This is a genomic window from Thermococcus sp. AM4, assembly GCF_000151205.2.
In the GTDB taxonomy this organism is placed as follows: domain Archaea; phylum Methanobacteriota_B; class Thermococci; order Thermococcales; family Thermococcaceae; genus Thermococcus.
Map to the genome: position 1 here is coordinate 494,224 of NC_016051.1, position 17,338 is coordinate 511,561.

At 55.8% G+C, this 17,338-nt stretch carries 17 protein-coding genes; 3 read left to right on the plus strand and 14 right to left on the minus strand.

Annotated elements, in window-relative coordinates; genetic code table 11:
- Window positions 1–6 precede the first annotated feature (6 nt).
- The 7 genes from TAM4_RS02640 to TAM4_RS02670 form a co-directional block, all read right to left on the minus strand.
- On the minus strand, window positions 7–2,433 hold the full coding sequence (locus tag TAM4_RS02640; protein ID WP_014121689.1) for a 6-pyruvoyl-tetrahydropterin synthase-related protein: 2,427 nt from the start codon (window positions 2,431–2,433) through the stop codon (window positions 7–9).
- 37 nt (window positions 2,434–2,470) lie between these two features.
- On the minus strand, window positions 2,471–3,172 hold the full coding sequence (locus TAM4_RS02645) for a hypothetical protein (protein WP_048150838.1): 702 nt from the start codon (window positions 3,170–3,172) through the stop codon (window positions 2,471–2,473).
- Window positions 3,173–3,299: 127 nt separating this feature from the next.
- Complete coding sequence (gene artF, locus TAM4_RS02650; RefSeq protein ID WP_014121691.1) at window positions 3,300–3,800, minus strand: archaeosortase family protein ArtF; 501 nt, start codon at window positions 3,798–3,800, stop codon at window positions 3,300–3,302.
- On the minus strand, window positions 3,787–4,947 hold the full coding sequence (locus TAM4_RS02655; protein WP_014121692.1) for a helix-turn-helix domain-containing protein: 1,161 nt from the start codon (window positions 4,945–4,947) through the stop codon (window positions 3,787–3,789). Before TAM4_RS02655 ends, artF begins: the two co-directional genes overlap by 14 nt.
- A complete protein-coding gene (locus TAM4_RS02660) occupies window positions 4,941–6,296 on the minus strand; it encodes a glycosyltransferase family 2 protein (protein ID WP_014121693.1) in 1,356 nt (451 codons plus the stop codon). The genes TAM4_RS02655 and TAM4_RS02660 overlap by 7 nt, the downstream gene beginning before the upstream one ends.
- Entirely contained in the window at window positions 6,293–7,627 is a 1,335-nt protein-coding gene (locus tag TAM4_RS02665; RefSeq protein WP_014121694.1) for a beta-galactosidase trimerization domain-containing protein, read from the minus strand. The genes TAM4_RS02660 and TAM4_RS02665 overlap by 4 nt, the downstream gene beginning before the upstream one ends.
- Window positions 7,628–7,641: 14 nt before the next feature.
- Entirely contained in the window at window positions 7,642–8,451 is an 810-nt protein-coding gene (locus tag TAM4_RS02670; RefSeq protein ID WP_014121695.1) for a mechanosensitive ion channel family protein, read from the minus strand.
- A gap of 116 nt (window positions 8,452–8,567) precedes the next feature.
- Between TAM4_RS02670 and TAM4_RS02675 the strand changes: the two genes are divergently transcribed.
- The gene (locus TAM4_RS02675; protein WP_237702118.1) at window positions 8,568–9,080 is read left to right on the plus strand and encodes a ferritin family protein; all 513 of its coding nucleotides are present in this window, start codon (window positions 8,568–8,570) and stop codon (window positions 9,078–9,080) included.
- Here the strand turns inward: TAM4_RS02675 and ribH are convergent, their stop codons facing one another.
- The 4 genes from ribH to ribD are packed head-to-tail and all read right to left on the minus strand — an operon-like array spanning window position 9,081 to window position 12,334.
- A complete protein-coding gene (ribH, locus tag TAM4_RS02680; RefSeq protein ID WP_014121697.1) occupies window positions 9,081–9,545 on the minus strand; it encodes a 6,7-dimethyl-8-ribityllumazine synthase in 465 nt (154 codons plus the stop codon).
- A gap of 11 nt (window positions 9,546–9,556) precedes the next feature.
- The gene (locus TAM4_RS02685) at window positions 9,557–10,717 is read right to left on the minus strand and encodes a bifunctional 3,4-dihydroxy-2-butanone-4-phosphate synthase/GTP cyclohydrolase II (RefSeq protein ID WP_014121698.1); all 1,161 of its coding nucleotides are present in this window, start codon (window positions 10,715–10,717) and stop codon (window positions 9,557–9,559) included.
- Entirely contained in the window at window positions 10,714–11,271 is a 558-nt protein-coding gene (locus tag TAM4_RS02690) for a riboflavin synthase (RefSeq protein WP_014121699.1), read from the minus strand. The genes TAM4_RS02685 and TAM4_RS02690 overlap by 4 nt, the downstream gene beginning before the upstream one ends.
- Window positions 11,252–12,334, minus strand: a complete 1,083-nt coding sequence (ribD, locus tag TAM4_RS02695) for a bifunctional diaminohydroxyphosphoribosylaminopyrimidine deaminase/5-amino-6-(5-phosphoribosylamino)uracil reductase RibD (RefSeq protein ID WP_048149795.1) — start codon at window positions 12,332–12,334, stop codon at window positions 11,252–11,254. The genes TAM4_RS02690 and ribD overlap by 20 nt, the downstream gene beginning before the upstream one ends.
- A gap of 98 nt (window positions 12,335–12,432) precedes the next feature.
- On the opposite strand from ribD, the gene TAM4_RS02700 reads away from it, so the two are divergent.
- Window positions 12,433–14,352, plus strand: coding sequence for a molybdopterin-dependent oxidoreductase (locus TAM4_RS02700; protein ID WP_014121701.1), 1,920 nt, complete (start codon window positions 12,433–12,435; stop codon window positions 14,350–14,352).
- A 213-nt stretch (window positions 14,353–14,565) separates the two neighbouring features.
- Window positions 14,566–15,216 carry a peroxiredoxin gene (locus tag TAM4_RS02705; RefSeq protein ID WP_014121702.1) on the plus strand — a complete coding sequence of 217 codons (651 nt, stop codon included), beginning with the start codon at window positions 14,566–14,568 and terminating at the stop codon, window positions 15,214–15,216.
- A gap of 37 nt (window positions 15,217–15,253) precedes the next feature.
- Here TAM4_RS02705 and TAM4_RS02710 read toward each other — a convergent pair whose 3' ends face one another.
- From TAM4_RS02710 to TAM4_RS02720, 3 genes are all read right to left on the minus strand, one after another.
- Entirely contained in the window at window positions 15,254–16,264 is a 1,011-nt protein-coding gene (locus TAM4_RS02710; RefSeq protein WP_371136999.1) for an SLC13 family permease, read from the minus strand.
- A gap of 67 nt (window positions 16,265–16,331) precedes the next feature.
- Complete coding sequence (locus tag TAM4_RS02715) at window positions 16,332–16,793, minus strand: hypothetical protein (protein WP_014121704.1); 462 nt, start codon at window positions 16,791–16,793, stop codon at window positions 16,332–16,334.
- Window positions 16,790–17,329, minus strand: a complete 540-nt coding sequence (locus TAM4_RS02720) for a DUF998 domain-containing protein (RefSeq protein WP_014121705.1) — start codon at window positions 17,327–17,329, stop codon at window positions 16,790–16,792. The genes TAM4_RS02715 and TAM4_RS02720 overlap by 4 nt, the downstream gene beginning before the upstream one ends.
- Window positions 17,330–17,338: the final 9 nt, after the last annotated feature.

Sequence of the window (17,338 nt, forward strand, 5' to 3'; positions counted from 1 at the left end):
TCTTGTTCATTCGGGCGGCCGGTATTTTATTCTCCAGCGGGCCAGGAAGACCAAAGCAGCGATCAAGCTTCCAAGGCTGAGCCACCTCAACGGCCGATAGGGGTCTTCAAAGTTCAACCTCAGCTCATGCTCGCCTCCGGGAAGGGAAAGTTCAATGAGTCCGAGGTTCCCGTCCTTGGATACCTTTATCTCCCGGCCATCCACGTATGCCCTCCAGTGGGGATAGTAGTTCTCGGCCAGAATGACGGCGGTGCTTCTCTCCGTCCTGTACCGGAGGATTAACTCCCCGTCCTTCCACCTCACAACACGGTAATCAACGCTGGGTGCCGTTATGTACTCGGAGAGGAGATCCTTGAGGATCATCGCCTCGTACTCGTTTTTCGTGTAAACCGCATGGTATGGGAGGTTGAGCCCTATGAAGTACACCCTACCCATTCCAATGTCCCTGAACCCGAGAACGGTGGCGTTTCCTAGTTTTATCAGGGGAGTGAGGTTTCCCTCATAGACCGTTGCAGTCCATGCGTCCCCCTCGTAGGTGAAGTTGGAGAAGGCCGAGACGTTGTAAACGCTGGAGGTCAGGTTTGCCCTGCCCTTTACGTGGACTATGACCGATTTAACTCCCAGCCTCGTCGCCATCGCGTCGGGGCTTCTGAAGGTGTTCACCACGAGAACTCCCCCGCTCTTTACGTATTCCTCAAGTTTTCTCCACACCAGCGGATCCCTGTACTTGTAACCGTCGAGGATCACAACGCTGTACTCGTTGAGGTGTTGGACGTAATCGTCGATGAAACTCCCCTTCTCGTACTCGACTCCCATGTCCAGGGGCCAGTTTCCGATTACCAGAATGCTCGCCTTCGGGATCAAAAAGCTCCAGTTGTCCCAGGAGTACAGTCTTAAGCTGCCAGCCGAGTAGACCTCCCTAAAGCCCATTGCCCTCAGGTTTTCCTCGCCCGCTTTCGCGTCGTCGAAGTATGAGTCCACGATCACGTACTTGACCGAATACGCCCTCAGGGCCTTTTCTGCGTATCCCCTATCGTGGGCAATTGCGTAGTTGAGGTAGGTATGCTGGGGGTATGCAGGATCCCCCTGACGGTACCAGCCCCCGAGGATAGGTTTCCCAGTCATCGCTGGGGTGTAAGCTATCCTAGAACCCTGGGTGCTCCAGAGGCCCCACTGAAGGTACCTCCACCCGGTTCCGTTATCGTTTGCAATGTAGTTGAGAACCGCGGCATAGTCACCGGGGAATTCCTCCGCCTTCAAACTGTTCAGCCTGAGACGGACATCGGAGATGGAGAGAACAATAAGAATAATGACAACGGCCAAAATGGCCCTCTTCGCTTTCATCCGCTCTGGCGGGTTCATGTATATCCGCTCCAGCAGAAGGGCGAAGCCAAGGGCGGAGAAAAACTCCAGAGGGTCGAGCCACCTATAGGGAGGCACCATGTTGAGGAGTGGAAGCCTGTTGAGTTCGGGGAAGGGACCATAGTAACCGAGGGAGAGGGCTATTGACGCCAATATCCCGACCAGAACGCCTGCGCCTAGCAAACGCTTCTCCTTTGGGCGAGGGAGGGTAAGGAGGGCCCCTATGACTCCAAGGTAGAGGATCGTGCCCTGATAGAAGGACCATCCTTCGCCAGGCAGGAGAACGGCGCTCAGCTTTGCACTCTGGAGGCGGAAAAGGTATTCGATGGAGTTCTCCTTGAGGAAGTGCGCTTGTCCCCTCTCGAGAAGGAAGGGGATGATCCAGAAAGCCGACAGAGCCAGGGCCGTTACACCGGCGATCGATGAGTTACGAAGTACCTTCATTGAGCTTGGCCGTTCAATCGACAGGAGATAGGGGATAAGGGGAACGAGCATGAGTCCAAAGGTGACCACGAGGGTGTGGTGGCTGAGCAGGACAGAAGCTAGGAAAACCCCTCCGATGAGGGCCTTTGGACGATCCCCCCTCCAGACGTAGAGCACCGCTAGGAGGAGAAGGGGGGCGAGGTTTATTCCCACGAACCTGGGGAAGTTGCCCTCCGGCGAGAGGATTCGGAGGTGATAGGGCGCGAGGATGTACGCTATGGACACGGCGTACGATGTCACGTCGGAGAAGCCGAGGTTGCGGAGGAGGATTCTCATCGAAACCGCTCCGAGGAGCATCGCGATAACGATCGTTATCTTGTAACCCATGAGTGCTGAGCCGCTTACCATGCCAAAGAATGCTCCAATGTAGTAGGAGAGGGGCGGGTAGAAGCGAAGGAAAGGATAACCCCCGTACCAGTCCTCGATCCAGGAGGAATACCCGGGCATGAGCTTCCAGATTTTGAAAAGGTGGCCGTAGGCGTCGCCGCCCCATGACGGAGGATAACCGTGTCCAAGAAAGTCCCGGAGAACAAAGAGAACCGCAACAAGAACCAGCAAGAAGAATACAAACTCCCTTTTGAGCCTCATGATTATAACCTCCCTTATTCCAGGGGGCCTGATTTTATCAGCCGATGAGATTTGAGAGGTATTCGATGACGTCCTTCAGGAAGGGGAACTCCGGGACTTCCTCACTTGAGATTATCTCCTCACCGCTGTCGCCGCGGCCCCTGAAGACGTCGTCGGTGTAGAAGTTGTCCTGCCCATCTTCGAAGTCCTCGCTTGCAATGAGCTGGCCGTTCCAGTACTCCTTAACGTTGTCTATGTACAGATCGTAGGTGCTTCTCTTGTTCCATCTGCCCGCGTTGATCTGCTCGACTTTGCTCACGTCAGCGTTCAGGGTTACCTTGGTGCTCCCTCCGTCTATCAAAAAGGTAACACTGTTCCGGGCTACCTCAATCCGGTATGTGTGGGGGACGCTCATATCGAGGCTGATCGTCTGGGAACCTGAGGGCGAGTCTATCACTACTTCGTCCTTTCCGTACCAGTAAAACGAATACCAGCAAGTTTTTCCTTTGCTGTTCTTGGCCTGGATCTCAAGGAGGACGACTCCCGCGCTGCCACTGTAGTTCGCCGCCATAACGACCTGTTCTATCGCGTAGACATCACCGGAACCAAGTACGCGGTTTACGTTGTGGATCTCAATGTATGAACTTTTTCGATCGTGACTCCATGCGTGGAGGACGGTGCCGCTGAGGGGGGAGCCGTAGGCGTTGGGAATCCCGGCTATTATCATGATTATAGACAGGCTGATTATTGCACCCCTCATGAATTTCACAACCGGCTCACCTCCCTTCATACGTTACGGCTCTGACGTTTATAATACCTTTAGACGTTACTTCGAACGCGGCTCGCCGGATTATAAGCGTTTCTCCTCAGAATCATCGAGTCCCTAGTCAATTTTGTCGTCTCTCCCTCAGGCTCTTCACCAGAAGATCCCCCAGCAGAAGAACCACTACTCCAAACATCAGCGCGGGCCCGAGGATGTAATGGAAGAACGAGAACACCTTCTCCCCGAAGTGGTGGTAGAGGAGTATCGAGGTAACGACGCGGAGAAAGTTCGCCAGGTAAAGGACCGAGACCCCGAAGAGCCATTCCCAGGGATTTCTTCGTATACCCGGAAAGGTCAGGTAGACGATGGTGTAAAGGCTTATGCTGAACATCCCGCTGCACTGCCAGGTTATCTCGAAGGAGAGGCGCTCCTCCGGGAGGTACACCATGTTCCCCATGAGGGTGTTTGGAACTCCGAGAACCTTCAGCAGCACGTGGACGTTCTTTGCCTCAATCCTAACAAGAGGACCGCCGAATTTGGTTCCGATCACGAGTATCAGGATGGAGAACAGGAGGAGATACCCGAGGAGCTGCAGTATTCCAAAGGCGAGGCTATTCCTCTTCATCTTCCTCCCCCAGCACCCCGTACTCCTTGAGGATCTGGATGTTGTAGTGAACGGTGGACTTGCTCACCCCGAGTATTCTGGCGATCTCGCTTAAGCTTTTCCCCTTCTGGAGGAGCTCGTATATCTTCCTGCGCGTCGTGTTCTCGAGGAGGAAATCGCGCACGGCCCTCCTGCGGTTTTCCTGTCCCGGCAGATGGAAGACTATAACCTTACCAACTGAGGTTTCGTCCACTAGCCGGGCCCTTTTGAGAACGCTGAGATGCCAGCGGGCATTGGTCCTTGAAATGGAAAATGTGGAAGCCACGTCGTCTATTGTTGAGTACCCTTTGGCCTTGATGTAGTTGTATATTGCCGCCCTCGTGCTGTTCTTGAGAACGTCTTCGGGTGGGGTTATGAACCTTCCGAAGATTATGGGAACGGTCTTTATCCATCTCCTAACCTTCTCAGCCTGGGGGTTGTTGGAGGTGGCGATGTAAGCCGCTGTCGCTCCCGCTATGCCCAGGGCCACGGCTGTTCCGACGGGAAATCCCCCACCGGTGTAGTGCTTTATGATTGCCACGAGAAAATCGACAACCGCGGGGTTCTCGGTGTTGAGGTAGTAATCCGCCGGATTTATCGTCAGTATTACAAGCCTTCCCCTCCCAACGGGCGTTTCGATCAGAATTGGATGGCCCTCCGCCTCCAGCAGTATCTTGCCATTGGAGGCATTTACCTCGGCCAGACCGTAGACGTCGGAATCGTAGCCAAAGGGCTTGAACTTGAAACCGTTTTCAGGGGCTATCTCAATGATTCCGGCCTTTCTGAACGCAACCGAGAGACCGAGGAGTTTCATGGTCTCGGGAACCTCGAGCTCAAGGCTTCTGAGAGTGTTAAGGCCGATTATAACGGTCTTACCGGACTTTGCCTCCCGGAGGAGCATTACGAGGTACTCCTTTCCCGTCTCGTTGAGGAAGTTGTAGTTAAGATCCAGGGCGAGGATAACGTCTCCCCCTGGCTTCTTGGAGAGGGACACGTCCACCCTCTCGGAAAGGGCCCGATACAGGGGGATGTCTCCCTGGTCCGAGATAACGTAAACGACTCCCGCGGCCGTGGCTATTGGAACTATGAGCAGGAGGATGATTAGAAGGGGCAGTAGTCTCTTTACCAAGCCTGAACCACCCCCCTGAGGAATCTCAGCATCGCGTCTATCTTCGCCAGGGAGAGGAGAGGGTTGTAGATCGGGTAGTAAAGGAATATCACAGGAAGATACCTGATAGCCGTCCCCGGGCCTCTTTCAATGGCCATTGCAACGCCGCTCATCAATACTCCGGGCAGGTACTGGAGAGGGAGGACGAGGAGAAAGACCACGGCCATGAGAATGGGAGGCAAGGTTATGTCGAGTATACTCAGGCCGAGAACGTTCTGGGCGATCAGTATTATGGGGAACGCCACCATACCGAACACCTGAAGAACCGGAAGGATGTACTCAAGGAGGATCATGTGAAAGAACAGGAAAAGGCCCTTCTCCCCGTACTTCCTGTTCATTATCATGTCGTGATACTTGGCCATAACCTGAAGTCCCCCGTAATACCACCTTATCCTCTGCCGGTAGAGTTCTCTCCACGAGCCAGCTGGCTCCGTGTAAACGGCGGCCTTCGGCTCGAAGTTTGAGGTCAGCCCCGCGCGGTACGTGATCATCGCGAGCTCAAAGTCTTCCGCCAGCGTGTCCTTGGGTATTGCGGGAAGTGACTTTATGAAGTATCCCTTGAAGGCTGAAAACGCTCCTGGAACCACGAGAAGCCAGTCAAGATAGCCCTGAACCCTTCGTCCCACCTCGAAGGAATGGAGGTACTCGATGACCTGGAACTTCTCTATCAGCTTTCCGCCCCTGACGTCGATCCTGATTGTGCCGGTGGAGATGCCCACGAAGGGCCGGCTGAACAGGTTCTCCACGATGTTCCTCAGTGATGAGCCGTCGGCGAAGTAGGAATCGGCATCCAGGGTTATTATCACGTCACCCTTAGCAGCCCGTATCCCCGTTTCCAGTGCGCGAGCCTTTCCGAGGTTTTTCTCGTGCCGGATCACCTTAACCCCGTACCTTTCGGCTATCTCCGCCGTCCCGTCAACGCTGCCGTCGTCCACGAGTATGACCTCGTAGCACTCGAAGGGATAGTCCTGGTACTGAATGCTCTCGATCAGACGCTCGATGTTCATGGCCTCGTTGTGGGCGGGTATAACCAGCGAGACCTTCGGGAAGAAGCGGGGAACAGGTTTAGAGCCCTCGTTCCCCCTGAAATGGAGGTAGAAAATGAAGTAGGCCGAATATATCAGGATGACGAAGGCCCCTGTCAGGTAGAAGAGGTATCGAACGAACGCGTAGACCGGGTATCTGGGGGTTCCGGGAAAGAGAACCGAGACAACTTTCCATACAGTTCCCTGGACGAAGAGGTAGTCGAGGTACACGAGATAACTCGCAACTACGAGGGCTGAGAAATAGGACAGCAGTTTTCGTTTCATACCTCGAACCACCTCAATAGGGGCCTCATCGGGTAGACCTCGTAATCGACGACTATTTTCCTGAGCTCGACCACTCCGTAGCGCGAGAGCTCCCTGAGGAGCCTGAGAACGTCGTAGGGCGGCATGTTAACCTGACGGGCGAGGTCTATCACGCCGATCCCGGGGTTGCTGGCTATGATCTCCATCATCCTGGGGTAGACCTCAATAGCCCAGGCGGCAACGCCATCCCCCTCAAGGCCCCGGAGGACAACGAGGACATCTTTGAAACCGAAGGGGGAGAGATCAATGACACTGATCTGCTTTTTGAGGAAGAGAAGCGCCAGGGGAAACTTAAGCCTTCGGGGGGACCTTCCTATTTCATCTGCCAGGTTCCCGAGGGTTACGCCCCTGAGCATTCTCACTATCTCAAGGATCGCTGAGTAGGGCGCCCTCCCCAGCAAAAACCTGGAGAAAGGCAATAAGGGAACGGCGAAGAGGACGGTAACGCTGAAGGGAAGAAAACCAAGATAAGCCATTATCTCAAGAAGCACGAAGACCAGAACTCCAAGAAAGACCGGATGGAGGAGAACCCTCTCCAGTTTTAGAAGAACGGCCTCTCCTGCCGGAATTTCAGGCTTTCCGGAGCGCTCCGAAAGGGCGATGTTGGCCACGTGGACGTAAACGTCAATGATTTCAGGATTGTACTCAACCAGCTCCTTCACGGGGTTGAACGTCATTAGAACACCAACTCCCCTGCCGTAGCGGGAGAGCGTTACAGCGGGAAGGCCGTTGGAGTACCTGGCAAGGACCTGGGCTCTGTACGGGGTCACAACGGCGACTTGGTATGTGGCGTTGTAGGGGTAAACCCTGCCCTCAAACACCAGGTTCCACTCATCGCTCGCCTCTTCCGGCTTTTCAATGCGCATGAGCCTGGTTCCCGTTATCCTCTCCAGGGTTCTGCTCCAGCTCTGGGTGTAGGTGTTCAGCCCGAGGACAAGAACGCCCCCTCTCCTCACGTACTCTGCGAGGGCCGACGTTTCCTCCCGGTTCAGTCTTCCCCCTTCAGTTAGTCCGGCGTTCAAATCTGGGATCCATATTTCGTCGTATTTAATCAGGTACAGCTCGTTGGAGAGAAGGGAACGGTCGTCGGGAAGATCCCTGCCGAGGTAGAGGACATCAACGGTGAAGTTGCCTTCGGCCCCAAGGGTGTTTGCGAACATAACGTCCTCGGGATCGCTGCAGACGACCAGTATTCTGGCCTTCTCGTTCGGTGAGGCGTAATTGGGGGGAAGATGGAACAGAAGGGCAAAGAAAAGAAAGACCACCAGCAGCTTGGAGCCAAGTCTCGTCATTCGAAAGTCACCCTTCAGCTTGGCATTTCCTTTATGTGGACGTCCATCTGCGGGAACGGGATCTCAATGCCCTCCATTGTGTAGGCCTCGTAGATGGCCCTCGTGAGATCGCCCTTAACGGCCCAGTAATCCTCAGTCTTGGCCCACGCCCTGAGCTGGAGGTTTATCGAGGAATCGGCGAGGGCGGTTATGACGACGCTCGGCTCCGGATCGCTCAGGACCTTCGGGTGGCTCTTCATGATGTCCATCGCGATCTTTATCGCTTTGTCGAGATCTGTTCCATATGCAACGCCAACGTCCACGTCAACCCTCCTCGTTGGCATCCTGGTGTAGTTGGTTATAACGCTTCCCCAGACGAGCTTGTTGGGGACCGTTACGAAGGTGTTGTCCGGTGTCAGGAGTTCGGTGCTCATTATACCAACGGCGTTGACCTTTCCAACCTTGCCGGCTACCTCAACGACTTCGCCAACGTCTATCGGCCTAAGCGCGGCTATCCACACTCCCGCGGCCAGATTGGTCAGGGTGTCCTGCATTCCAAAGCCCAGGATGAGGCCGATCACCGCCGAGAGGCCCAGGACGACCGAGCCAACGCCGATTCCCAGCGCGCTGACAGCGAGGAGGATCACCGCAACGTACAGGAGCGCGCTCAGGAACCGGCCGAGGAACTCCACGACGAGCTCTGGAAGTTTGGTCTTCTTCAGTCCCTTCTTGAAGGCACCGACGACTATCTTGGTCACTATCCAGCCTACCACTAGAATCGCTACCGCGGTCGCTATCTGAAGGGGGGTCACCCCTACGTAGGGCAGGGGTTTGTCTATTTTCACAGCTTCCACCTCCTAAGAGTTTTGAGTGCATGGCTTTAAGGGTTTCCTAATTTATAACATCATTAGCCGGACCATCGAACACCGGAAGCCTAATTAACGGGAGCGTGGAAGCGGGGATGGTGGTGTGGATGGATCCCCTCGACGTTGCCATCGAACGGCTGAGAAAGCTCGACAAGGAATCGCTCATAGCCTACTGGATAAAGGGCGAGCTTGAGGAGGCCGAGCTGTACGAGGAGCTGGCGAGGAGGGCGAAAAACCTTGGACTGCCCGATTCGCTCGTGGAAACTTTCTGGACCCTCTCCAAGGAGTCAAGGGAGCACGGCGAGAGGCTGAAGGAGATCTACAGAAAGACCTACGGCAGGGAGCCAAAACCGCCGGAGATCCCGCCGATAGAGGTTTACCCTATCCTTGACAGGTTTGAAAGGGCAGAGGACGCGGTAGAAGCTCTTCAAGCTGCTATGGAGAGCGAGAAGCTGGCCATGGAGGTCTACAACCGCCTGGCAGAGGAAACGGATGATCCGGAGCTCAAGGAACTCTTCCAGTCTCTGGTGAAGGTAGAAAAAGGCCACTACGAGCGCCTGGAAGGCGAGCTCAAGCTCCTCAAAAAGTTGATGGAGGGGAAAGACTGATCACTTCCCCATCTTTTTCATGAGGTTCGCCATCTCGAGCGCGGCCATCGCGTACTCGAAGCCCTTGTTGCTCTTCACTCCCGCCCTGTTGAAGCCCTGAAGTTCGTCCTCGACTGTTATGACACCAAAAATCACCGGAACGCCGGTGTCGAGAGAGACCTTCGCGACACCCTTCGCGACTTCGCTGGCAACCAGGTCGAAGTGCTTGGTCTCGCCCCTCACGACAGCCCCCAGGGCTAAAACCGCGTCGTAGTTTCCGCTCTCGGCCATTTTCTTGGCTACCAGTGGAATCTCGAAGGAACCCGGAACCCTGACGACGTCAACCCTCTCAACGCCGTGCCTCTCGAAGCAGTCGAGTGCTCCCTTAAGGAGCTCCTCCGTGAGCAAATCGTTGAAGCGGGCAACCACTATTCCCATTCTCAGGCCGGTTCCGATAAAACCGCCCTCAACCGTCCTTACCTCCATCACCACACCCCCTAAACCTCGAAGGGAAGCTTGTGGCCGAGCTTCTCGACCTTAACCTTGAGGTACGTCCTGTTGTGCTCCGTGATCTCGGGAGGGGCCGGAACGATCTCCACCACCTCAATCCCGAACTCCTCCAGGGCTTTGGCCTTCGCCGGGTTGTTCGTTATGAGCTTTATCCTTGAAACGCCCAGCGCGCGAAGCATCTGGAAGGCGGCCTCGTAGGTCCTCTCGTCTGCCTTATGACCGAGGGCCTCGTTGGCCTCAACGGTATCTAAGCCCTTATCCTGGAGCTCGTAGGCCTTAATCTTTTCCTTTAAGCCAATTCCCCTCCCCTCCTGATCCATGTAGAGCAGTATTCCGCCCTCCTGCGCTATCATTCTCAGCGAATTGGCAAGCTGACTGCCACAGTCGCACTTGAGGGAGGCTAACGTGTCGCCGGTTAGGCACTTCGAGTGCACCCTGACGAGAGGAACCTTGCCGTAGGGTTCCTTGACTATCGCGACGTGCTCCTTGAAGTCCAGCTCGTTCTCGAAGGCGATTATCCTGAACTCCCCGTACCTTGTCGGCAGTCTCGCGTTGGCGTAAACTCTAATCAGCTGCTTCCTTTTCACGAACTCCTTCCAGACGTCGTCCGTCGTGATAACCGGCAGGCCGTGCTCCTCCGCAAACTTGAGGGCGTACTCGCGGTTGTGGGAGTCGCCCTTCTCGTCGAGAATCTCGATTATCAGGGCGTAGCGCCTGAACCCGAGGAACTCCATGAGCTCGAGCGAGCTCTCCGTGTGCCCACGACGCCTGTTGAGTCCAATTCCGCCGAGGAGGTGCAGATGCCCGGGGTAGCGGAAGGCCTCAACCCCCAGCCCCTCGGCGAGCTTTTTAGCTGTTAAAGCCCTCTCCTCGGCGGTTATGCCCGTAAAGGTCTCCCGGTAATCGACCGGAATCAAAAAGTTCGTCTCGCCCTCCTTGCTCGGCAGGCGGAAGAAGCCCTTCTTTAAGGCCTCGTCCATGTCCATCGTGAGGCAGAGAAGGCCCTTAGCGGAAAGCATGAAGTTCACAACCTCAGCCGAGGCAATCTCGGCCGGATAAATCAAATCGGCCTCGAACTCCCTCCTGTCGTCTATAAGAACCACGGGTTTTCCCTCAAGGATTGCCCTCCGGATTTCTTCAAGGTTCATACTCCCGCCTCCATGATGCGCTTTACGTACCTCGCCAGAACGTCAATCTCGTAGTTCACCCTGTCTCCAGGCTTAAGATGGCCGAGGTTCGTCACCTCGAGCGTGTAGGGGATAACCTGAATCCAGAAGCGGTTCGCCTCGACCCTCGCGACGGTTAGAGAAACGCCGTTGAGCGCTATCGAGCCCTTCTCGGCAACTCCCCACCTCTCGCGGGGCATCTCAAAGGCCAGCCAGGTCGTGTTCCCGCTCCTCCGCGCGGTGATGAAGCGAACCGTCCCGTCCACGTGGCCCGTAACTACGTGGCCGTCGAGCCTGTCCCCAAGCTTCAAGGCCCTCTCGAGGTTCACCAGCTTTGCCTCGCGCAGGTTGGTCCTCCTCAGGGTCTCCTCGCCGACGTCGAAGACCGCTCTCTTTCCATCGAACTCGACGACGGTTAAGCATGCCCCGTTCACCGCGACGCTGTCGCCCGGTTTGACCTCGAACGGGAGCTCAACGTACAGCTTTCCCGCCGAGTAGCGGGCTTTGCCCGTTCCCTCAACGATTCCGCTGAACATCTTCACCACCAGGGTAAGCGGTTACGAGGAAGCTCTCGCCGAGCCTCTCGATTGAGTCAATCCTCAGCAGCGGGGCCTCGTTCGCGTCCCTAACGTTTAAGCACTCGAAGGGCTTGATTCCCCTCCCGAAGAGCTTCGGTCCGTAGAAGAGGTAGAACTTGTCCGCGTAGCTTAAAAACTGGCAGGCTATCCTTCCACCCTCAATCAGGACGCTGTCGATGCCGAGTTCACCGAGCTTCCTGAGGATTTCCTCCGGCCCGGTTATAGGGTAGGCTTCCGCTATTCCCTCGAAGAGCTCGGGCCTCTCGGTGAAGAAGATGACCCTGCCGTCCTCAAAAAGCCGGAACTTCCTCCCCGACCTTATCGCCTCGGCAACCCTGCCGGAGCGGTCGAGGATTACCTTGACCTTCTCGGGGCAGTTCTCCAGTCTGCAATTGAGCCTCGGGTTGTCAGCTAAAACGGTTCCCGCGCCGACCATTATCGCCATGTGCCTCCTCCTGAGCTCCTGAACTTTGAGTCTCGCCTTCTCGCCGGTAATCCACTGGGAGGATCCGGTCTCCGTCGCGATGAAGCCGTCCAAGGTTAGGGCGAGCTTGATTGAAACGAAGGGCATCTTTGTAGTCACGTACTTGATGAAAATTTCGTTGAGCCTTCTTGCCTCGTCTTCAAGAACGCCGACTTCGACCTCGATTCCAGCCTTCCTCATCTTCTCGATTCCCCTTCCCGAGACGAGGGGATTGGGATCGACCATCGCGACGACGACACGCTTGAAGCCCTCTTTAATTATCCTGTCGGCGCAAGGCGGCTGCTTCCCCCAGTGGGAGCAGGGCTCGAGAGTCACGTACATGGTTGCACCCCTTACGTCGTGCCCCCTGCTCTTCGCGTCCTCTATGGCGTTAACCTCCGCGTGCTTCTCGCCGAAGCGCCGGTGCCAGCCGACGCCTATTACCTCCCCGTCCTTGACAATAACCGCGCCTACCATTGGGTTTGGATTGACCCACCCCTCACCGCGCTTCGCAAGTTCCAATGCAAGGCGCATGAACCTCTCATCTTCGCTGCTCATGGTTGAACCTTTGTTCCAAATTTTAAAAGAATTTGTTCCGTTTTTGGAACACCCTAAGGCTTATATCGCCTTGATCCCATCTTCCGCGGGAGGTATCGATGCCCTTCTCCGTCTGCATGCGGGACTGCTACGACACCTGCTCGATGGTGAGCGAGCTCAAGGACGGAAGGCTCGGGGTTAGGGGCAATCCGGAGCACCCGATAACGGCCGGCTTTCTCTGTCCCAAAGGTGCCTTGCTCCCGAAGTGGTTTCATTCAACGGACAGACTGAGAAAGCCTCTCATCAGGACGGGCGAGAGGGGGAGCGGTTCCTTCAGGGAGGCGAGCTGGGAAGAGGCGATAAGCCTCGTAGCGAAGAGGCTGAAGGAGACCATCGAGAAACACGGGAGCGAGAGCGTTCTCGTTTACCAGTACGCCGGTGACAGGGGAGTTGTGAACTACGCGTTCCCGCTGAGGCTCTTCCACTACCTCAACACCGCCATGCTCGACTACGGAATCTGCGACAGGGCCGGGCAGGAGGCACTCAAGGACGTCTATGGAACCGCCGTCGGTCTCGACCCTGAGGAGATTAAAAACCAGCGATTAATCGTCTACTGGGGGATAAACGCCTTCTGGACGAACCTTCACGGCTTCGCCCTCGCCAAAAGGCACGGCCTTGAAATCTGGACGGTTGACGTCGTCAGGACAGAAACTGCCAAGCGCTCTCACCGGTTCTTCCAGATAAAGCCTGACACGGACGTTCTTTTGGCTTTGGGCGTTGCAAAAGTTATAATCGAGGAGGGACTTTACGATAGGGCCTTCGTCCGCGAGAACGTTTACGGCTTTGAAGAATTCAGGAATTATGTAAAAACGCTATCGCTTGATTATGTAAGCAGGGAAACCGGGCTGAGCGTCGAGGAGATAGAGACCTTCGCGCGGGAGTTCGCCGAGAAGAGAGGAGTAATCCACATCGGCTACGGCTTTCAGCGCTCCCTTGCTGGTGGGGAGGCGGTTAGGGCGATAGCAATCCTTCCCGCCCTCGTCGGCCACCGCTTCGGCTTCATCTACGACATGAAAACGATAGACAAGTCCTACGCAGAAGGCGCCTTCCTGAGGACGAAGCCGGCAAAGAGAATCCCCCAGATGAAGCTGGCGGAATACATCGAGCGGGGCGAGGTTAAGTTCCTCTACGTCTACAACTCCAACCCCCTCGCGAGCCTTCCGAACCAGAACCGGCTGAGAACAGCCCTAAGCGAGAGCGACGTCTTCGTCGTTACGCACGACATCTTTCTCACCGACACGGCCCTCTACTCCGACGTCGTTTTGCCGGCAAACACCTTCTTCGAGAGGCTTGACATAGCGGATTCCTACTACCACCACTATGTTGCTCTGAACGAGCCGGTCGCGAGGCTGTACGGCAGGAGCAACAGCGAGGTAACGAGACTGCTCGCAAGAGCGCTGGGCATTAAAAATCCCCACCTCTACGAGAGCGATGAAGAGGTAATTCGAAAGGTCCTTGAACTCAACGGCCTGAGCTGGGAGGAGCTGAATGCGAAGGGCTTCGTCAAAATTCCGGAAAAGCCGAGGAAATGGGAAACCCTGAGCGGAAAAATCGAGTTCCTCTCGCGGAGGGCCGTTGAGAGGGGATTAGGGCCGTTTCCAGAATACAGGAAGTTTGAAGGAAAGTATCCGCTCCGCCTGCTCACGCCAACCTACAGAATGACGATAACGAGCCAGTATCACAACACCTACGGAATGGTTGATCCCCATCTCTACATCAATCCTGCGGACGCCGGTGAGCGGGGAATCAGGGATGGCGAGACGGTCGAGGTCTTCAACGACTATGGCCGAGTAAAAACCCTCGCAAAGCTCAGCGATGACGTCCCAAGGGGTGTTGTCCTGCTCTACAAGGCCTTCTGGGTCAGGCTCCTCGGCTGGAACGCCAACTTCCTGACGACGGATGAGACGGTTGAGGATTACGGGAACGGCTCGGCGTACCATTCAACGTGGGTCGAGGTTAGGAAGCTTAGCGGCAAATAAACATTTTTGTTCACTGATTTTCGACAACAGGAGTTTGGGCTATTTTACACAATGCCAATCAAAGATGGGCATGGCTGTACTTCTCCCCGATGGCTTTTAAGGGCCATTGTTTTTTCTCCAAGATTTCTCCTGAAAACGAACCGAAAAGCTTATATATTCGAACCAATGAGGTTTATAGTGAAGACGACACAGGAAAAGAAGAGGTGATGAAAGATGGTCGTCATAGGAGAAAAGTTCCCAGAGGTTGAGGTCAAGACCACCCACGGAGTGATAAAGCTCCCGGACTACTTCGCCGAGCAGGGCAAGTGGTTCATACTCTTCAGCCACCCGGCTGACTTCACCCCGGTCTGTACGACCGAGTTCTACGCCATGCAGAAGAGAGCCGAGGAGTTCAGGAAGCTCGGCGTCGAGCCAATAGGGCTTAGCGTTGACCAGGTCTTCAGCCACCTCAAGTGGATGGAGTGGATCAAGGAGAACCTCGGCGTTGAGATCGACTTCCCGGTCATCGCCGACGACCGCGGCGAGCTCGCCGACAAGCTCGGCATGATCCCGAGCGGCGCCACCATAACCGCCAGGGCTGTCTTCATCGTCGATGACAAGGGCGTCATTCGCGCTATAGTCTACTACCCGGCCGAGGTCGGCAGGGACTGGGACGAGATACTTCGCCTTGTCAAGGCCCTCAAGGTCAGCGACGAGAAGGGAGTTGCCCTCCCGCACAAGTGGCCCAACAACGAGCTCATCGGCGACAGGGCCATCGTTCCGCCCGCGGCCAGCGTCGAGGAGATCAAGGCCAGGGAAGAGGCCAAGGCCAAGGGCGAGATCGAGTGCTACGACTGGTGGTTCTGCCACAAGAAGCTCGAGTGAGCTTCTTTTCCTGTTCTATGTTTCTTCCGTTTCTCGTTTAGATTCTCAGCATCAACACAGCCAGCACCACGGACACTATAAAATACACAATCGAATGTTTGTGGAAGTCCCTCAGAGAAACCCTCGCTATTCTAACCGCTATGAGGTTGGCGAGAGATCCCACAATAGTCCCAGTTCCGCCGGCGTTCACACCCACAGCTAAGGGAAGCCAGCTCGGCTTTGAGCCGAGGAAGACAACCGTCGCCGGAACGTTGCTTATCAGCTGACTTAACCCTGCAGACACCAGAACGAGGCCGGCTCCTCCGGTTGGGAAGGACAGGCCTGCCTTGATGAGCAACGTCGAGAGCTCGTTGAAGTCTATGAAGATGAACGCGAAGGTGAGCACGAGCGCCCAGTCGAAGCTTAGAAGAACGTCCCGCTCGAGGAGAAGAAAGGTGAGCAGAGTGAGCGCAATCGAGAGCTCGTGCCTCCCGGTTTCACCGAGGTAGACGTTGAGAGCGAGGAGAAGGGCCGAGACAAGAAACAGGTCCTTTCTGAAGGCAACCGGAGGAAGGGAGCGGACGGAGAGCGTTTCATCTGGAGTGAGGAAGACGATTGCCAGCAACAGGCCGAGCCAGAGGAGAACGAAGGGGAGCATACCCCTGATGAATGCAAAGAAGCCCAAACCGTACTCGCGCCAGATTATGATGTTCTGCGGGTTCCCTATCGGCGTCAGGGCGGAACCGACGTTCGCCGCTATCGCCGAGAGTGTTACCGCCTTCGCCTTGTCCATTCCCGAGAGCTCAGATAGGGCAACAACAAGGGGAATGAAGACGAGCATGGCGGTGTCGTTCATTATCAGGGCCGAGGAGAGGGCTATCGTCGGAAGCAGGAGGAGGAGCAGTCTCCTGCTCGAACCGTTTGCCCCCACAACGAGTCTCGGCGCGAGCCTGTTGAAGACCCCCGAAAGCTCGAGGCCCTTCGAGGTTATGATTAAAGCAGTGATGAGGCTTAAACTGCCCCAGTCAACGAGCTCAGGCGTTCTCCCGGGAAGGGAGCGGTCTATCAGAACTAACCCGGCGTAGAGGAGGAGCAGAAGGCTCAGAAACCACTCCCTTTTCAGGAAGTCTTTCAGCCTACAGGCCGTGTCGCCTCACCTCTTCGGTTAGATGGTAATCCGGAATCAGCTCGCTTCCATCCGCCGAGACGCGGACGTGCAGGATTATAAAGCTTTTCCAGGCAACAGGCACGACCCAGCAATCCTCCGGCTCCCTGAACTCCGCGCCTTCGAGGACATAAGCCTCTTTGAGAACCTCGTCTATTCTCCCGCGGGCTCCCTCGGCGCAGGGCTCCGCGTGGGGCGGTGCGCCCTTTGGGCTGGGATTGCCCGTTCGCGGGTCGTAGTGAACCCTGTCTATCGCGAAATCGAGATAGAGAACCGGAACGTCCACGTGGTCGGGGTGAACTATCGGTTCTCCCGCCCTGAAGAAGGGCAGTGCCTGCCTGACGAGCTCTATTGCCTTTTCAGCGTCTTCCGGCTTGAGGATTCGGCTCTCCCTTACCGGCACCCTTCTTATCGGGGGAAACGGCGCGCTCACCTTTCACCACCTCCAGAAAGCGCGATGACGAGGGTGAACGCCATGATGAGGATAATCTCGTAGGTTTCTAAGAGGGCCGTTGAGGGCCACTTGAAGAGGGTTCCGATTACGGCGAGGGCAAAGAGAACGAGCGAGGCAATCTTAACTTTTCTCTCCGAGCCAAGGCCGTAAATCAAAGCCCCCAGGAAGAACTGGACGAAGAAGTACGTCGAGACGAAGACGTGAGCTTTAGTTCCCTCGTGGAATATCCCTATCAGGGCCAGGAAGATGGCCGAGACGCTTATGTAGGCTCCTCCAACGGTCTGGGCCTTATTGACTGCCGTCGAGATTAGATAGACCGCGAAGGCGAGCACGAAGAACGATGTAACCACCAGGCCGGCGTTGTAAATCCAGGGCGAGTTTGCCTTGGCCCCTCCGAGGTCGCTCAGCGCGTTCCTCCAGAAGGAGAACCAGGGGTTTCGGCTTATGCTCCAGGCAACGAAGAGCCAGTAGACAAGACCGCCCGCAAAACCTGACCACCTGAGTTTTTCGTTCATTGAACGGCA

Coding starts and splice junctions, on each gene's coding strand:
- artF (WP_014121691.1), bottom strand. CDS start 3,800: ATGAAGAGGAATAGCCTCGCCTTTGGAATACTGCAGCTCCTCGGGTAT.
- TAM4_RS02665 (WP_014121694.1), bottom strand. CDS start 7,627: ATGACGAGACTTGGCTCCAAGCTGCTGGTGGTCTTTCTTTTCTTTGCC.
- TAM4_RS02720 (WP_014121705.1), bottom strand. CDS start 17,329: ATGAACGAAAAACTCAGGTGGTCAGGTTTTGCGGGCGGTCTTGTCTAC.
- TAM4_RS02660 (WP_014121693.1), bottom strand. CDS start 6,296: ATGAAACGAAAACTGCTGTCCTATTTCTCAGCCCTCGTAGTTGCGAGT.
- TAM4_RS02700 (WP_014121701.1), top strand. CDS start 12,433: ATGCCCTTCTCCGTCTGCATGCGGGACTGCTACGACACCTGCTCGATG.
- ribD (WP_048149795.1), bottom strand. CDS start 12,334: ATGAGCAGCGAAGATGAGAGGTTCATGCGCCTTGCATTGGAACTTGCG.
- TAM4_RS02685 (WP_014121698.1), bottom strand. CDS start 10,717: ATGAACCTTGAAGAAATCCGGAGGGCAATCCTTGAGGGAAAACCCGTG.
- TAM4_RS02705 (WP_014121702.1), top strand. CDS start 14,566: ATGGTCGTCATAGGAGAAAAGTTCCCAGAGGTTGAGGTCAAGACCACC.
- TAM4_RS02645 (WP_048150838.1), bottom strand. CDS start 3,172: ATGAGGGGTGCAATAATCAGCCTGTCTATAATCATGATAATAGCCGGG.
- TAM4_RS02640 (WP_014121689.1), bottom strand. CDS start 2,433: ATGAGGCTCAAAAGGGAGTTTGTATTCTTCTTGCTGGTTCTTGTTGCG.
- TAM4_RS02675 (WP_237702118.1), top strand. CDS start 8,568: ATGGTGGTGTGGATGGATCCCCTCGACGTTGCCATCGAACGGCTGAGA.
- ribH (WP_014121697.1), bottom strand. CDS start 9,545: ATGGAGGTAAGGACGGTTGAGGGCGGTTTTATCGGAACCGGCCTGAGA.
- TAM4_RS02690 (WP_014121699.1), bottom strand. CDS start 11,271: ATGTTCAGCGGAATCGTTGAGGGAACGGGCAAAGCCCGCTACTCGGCG.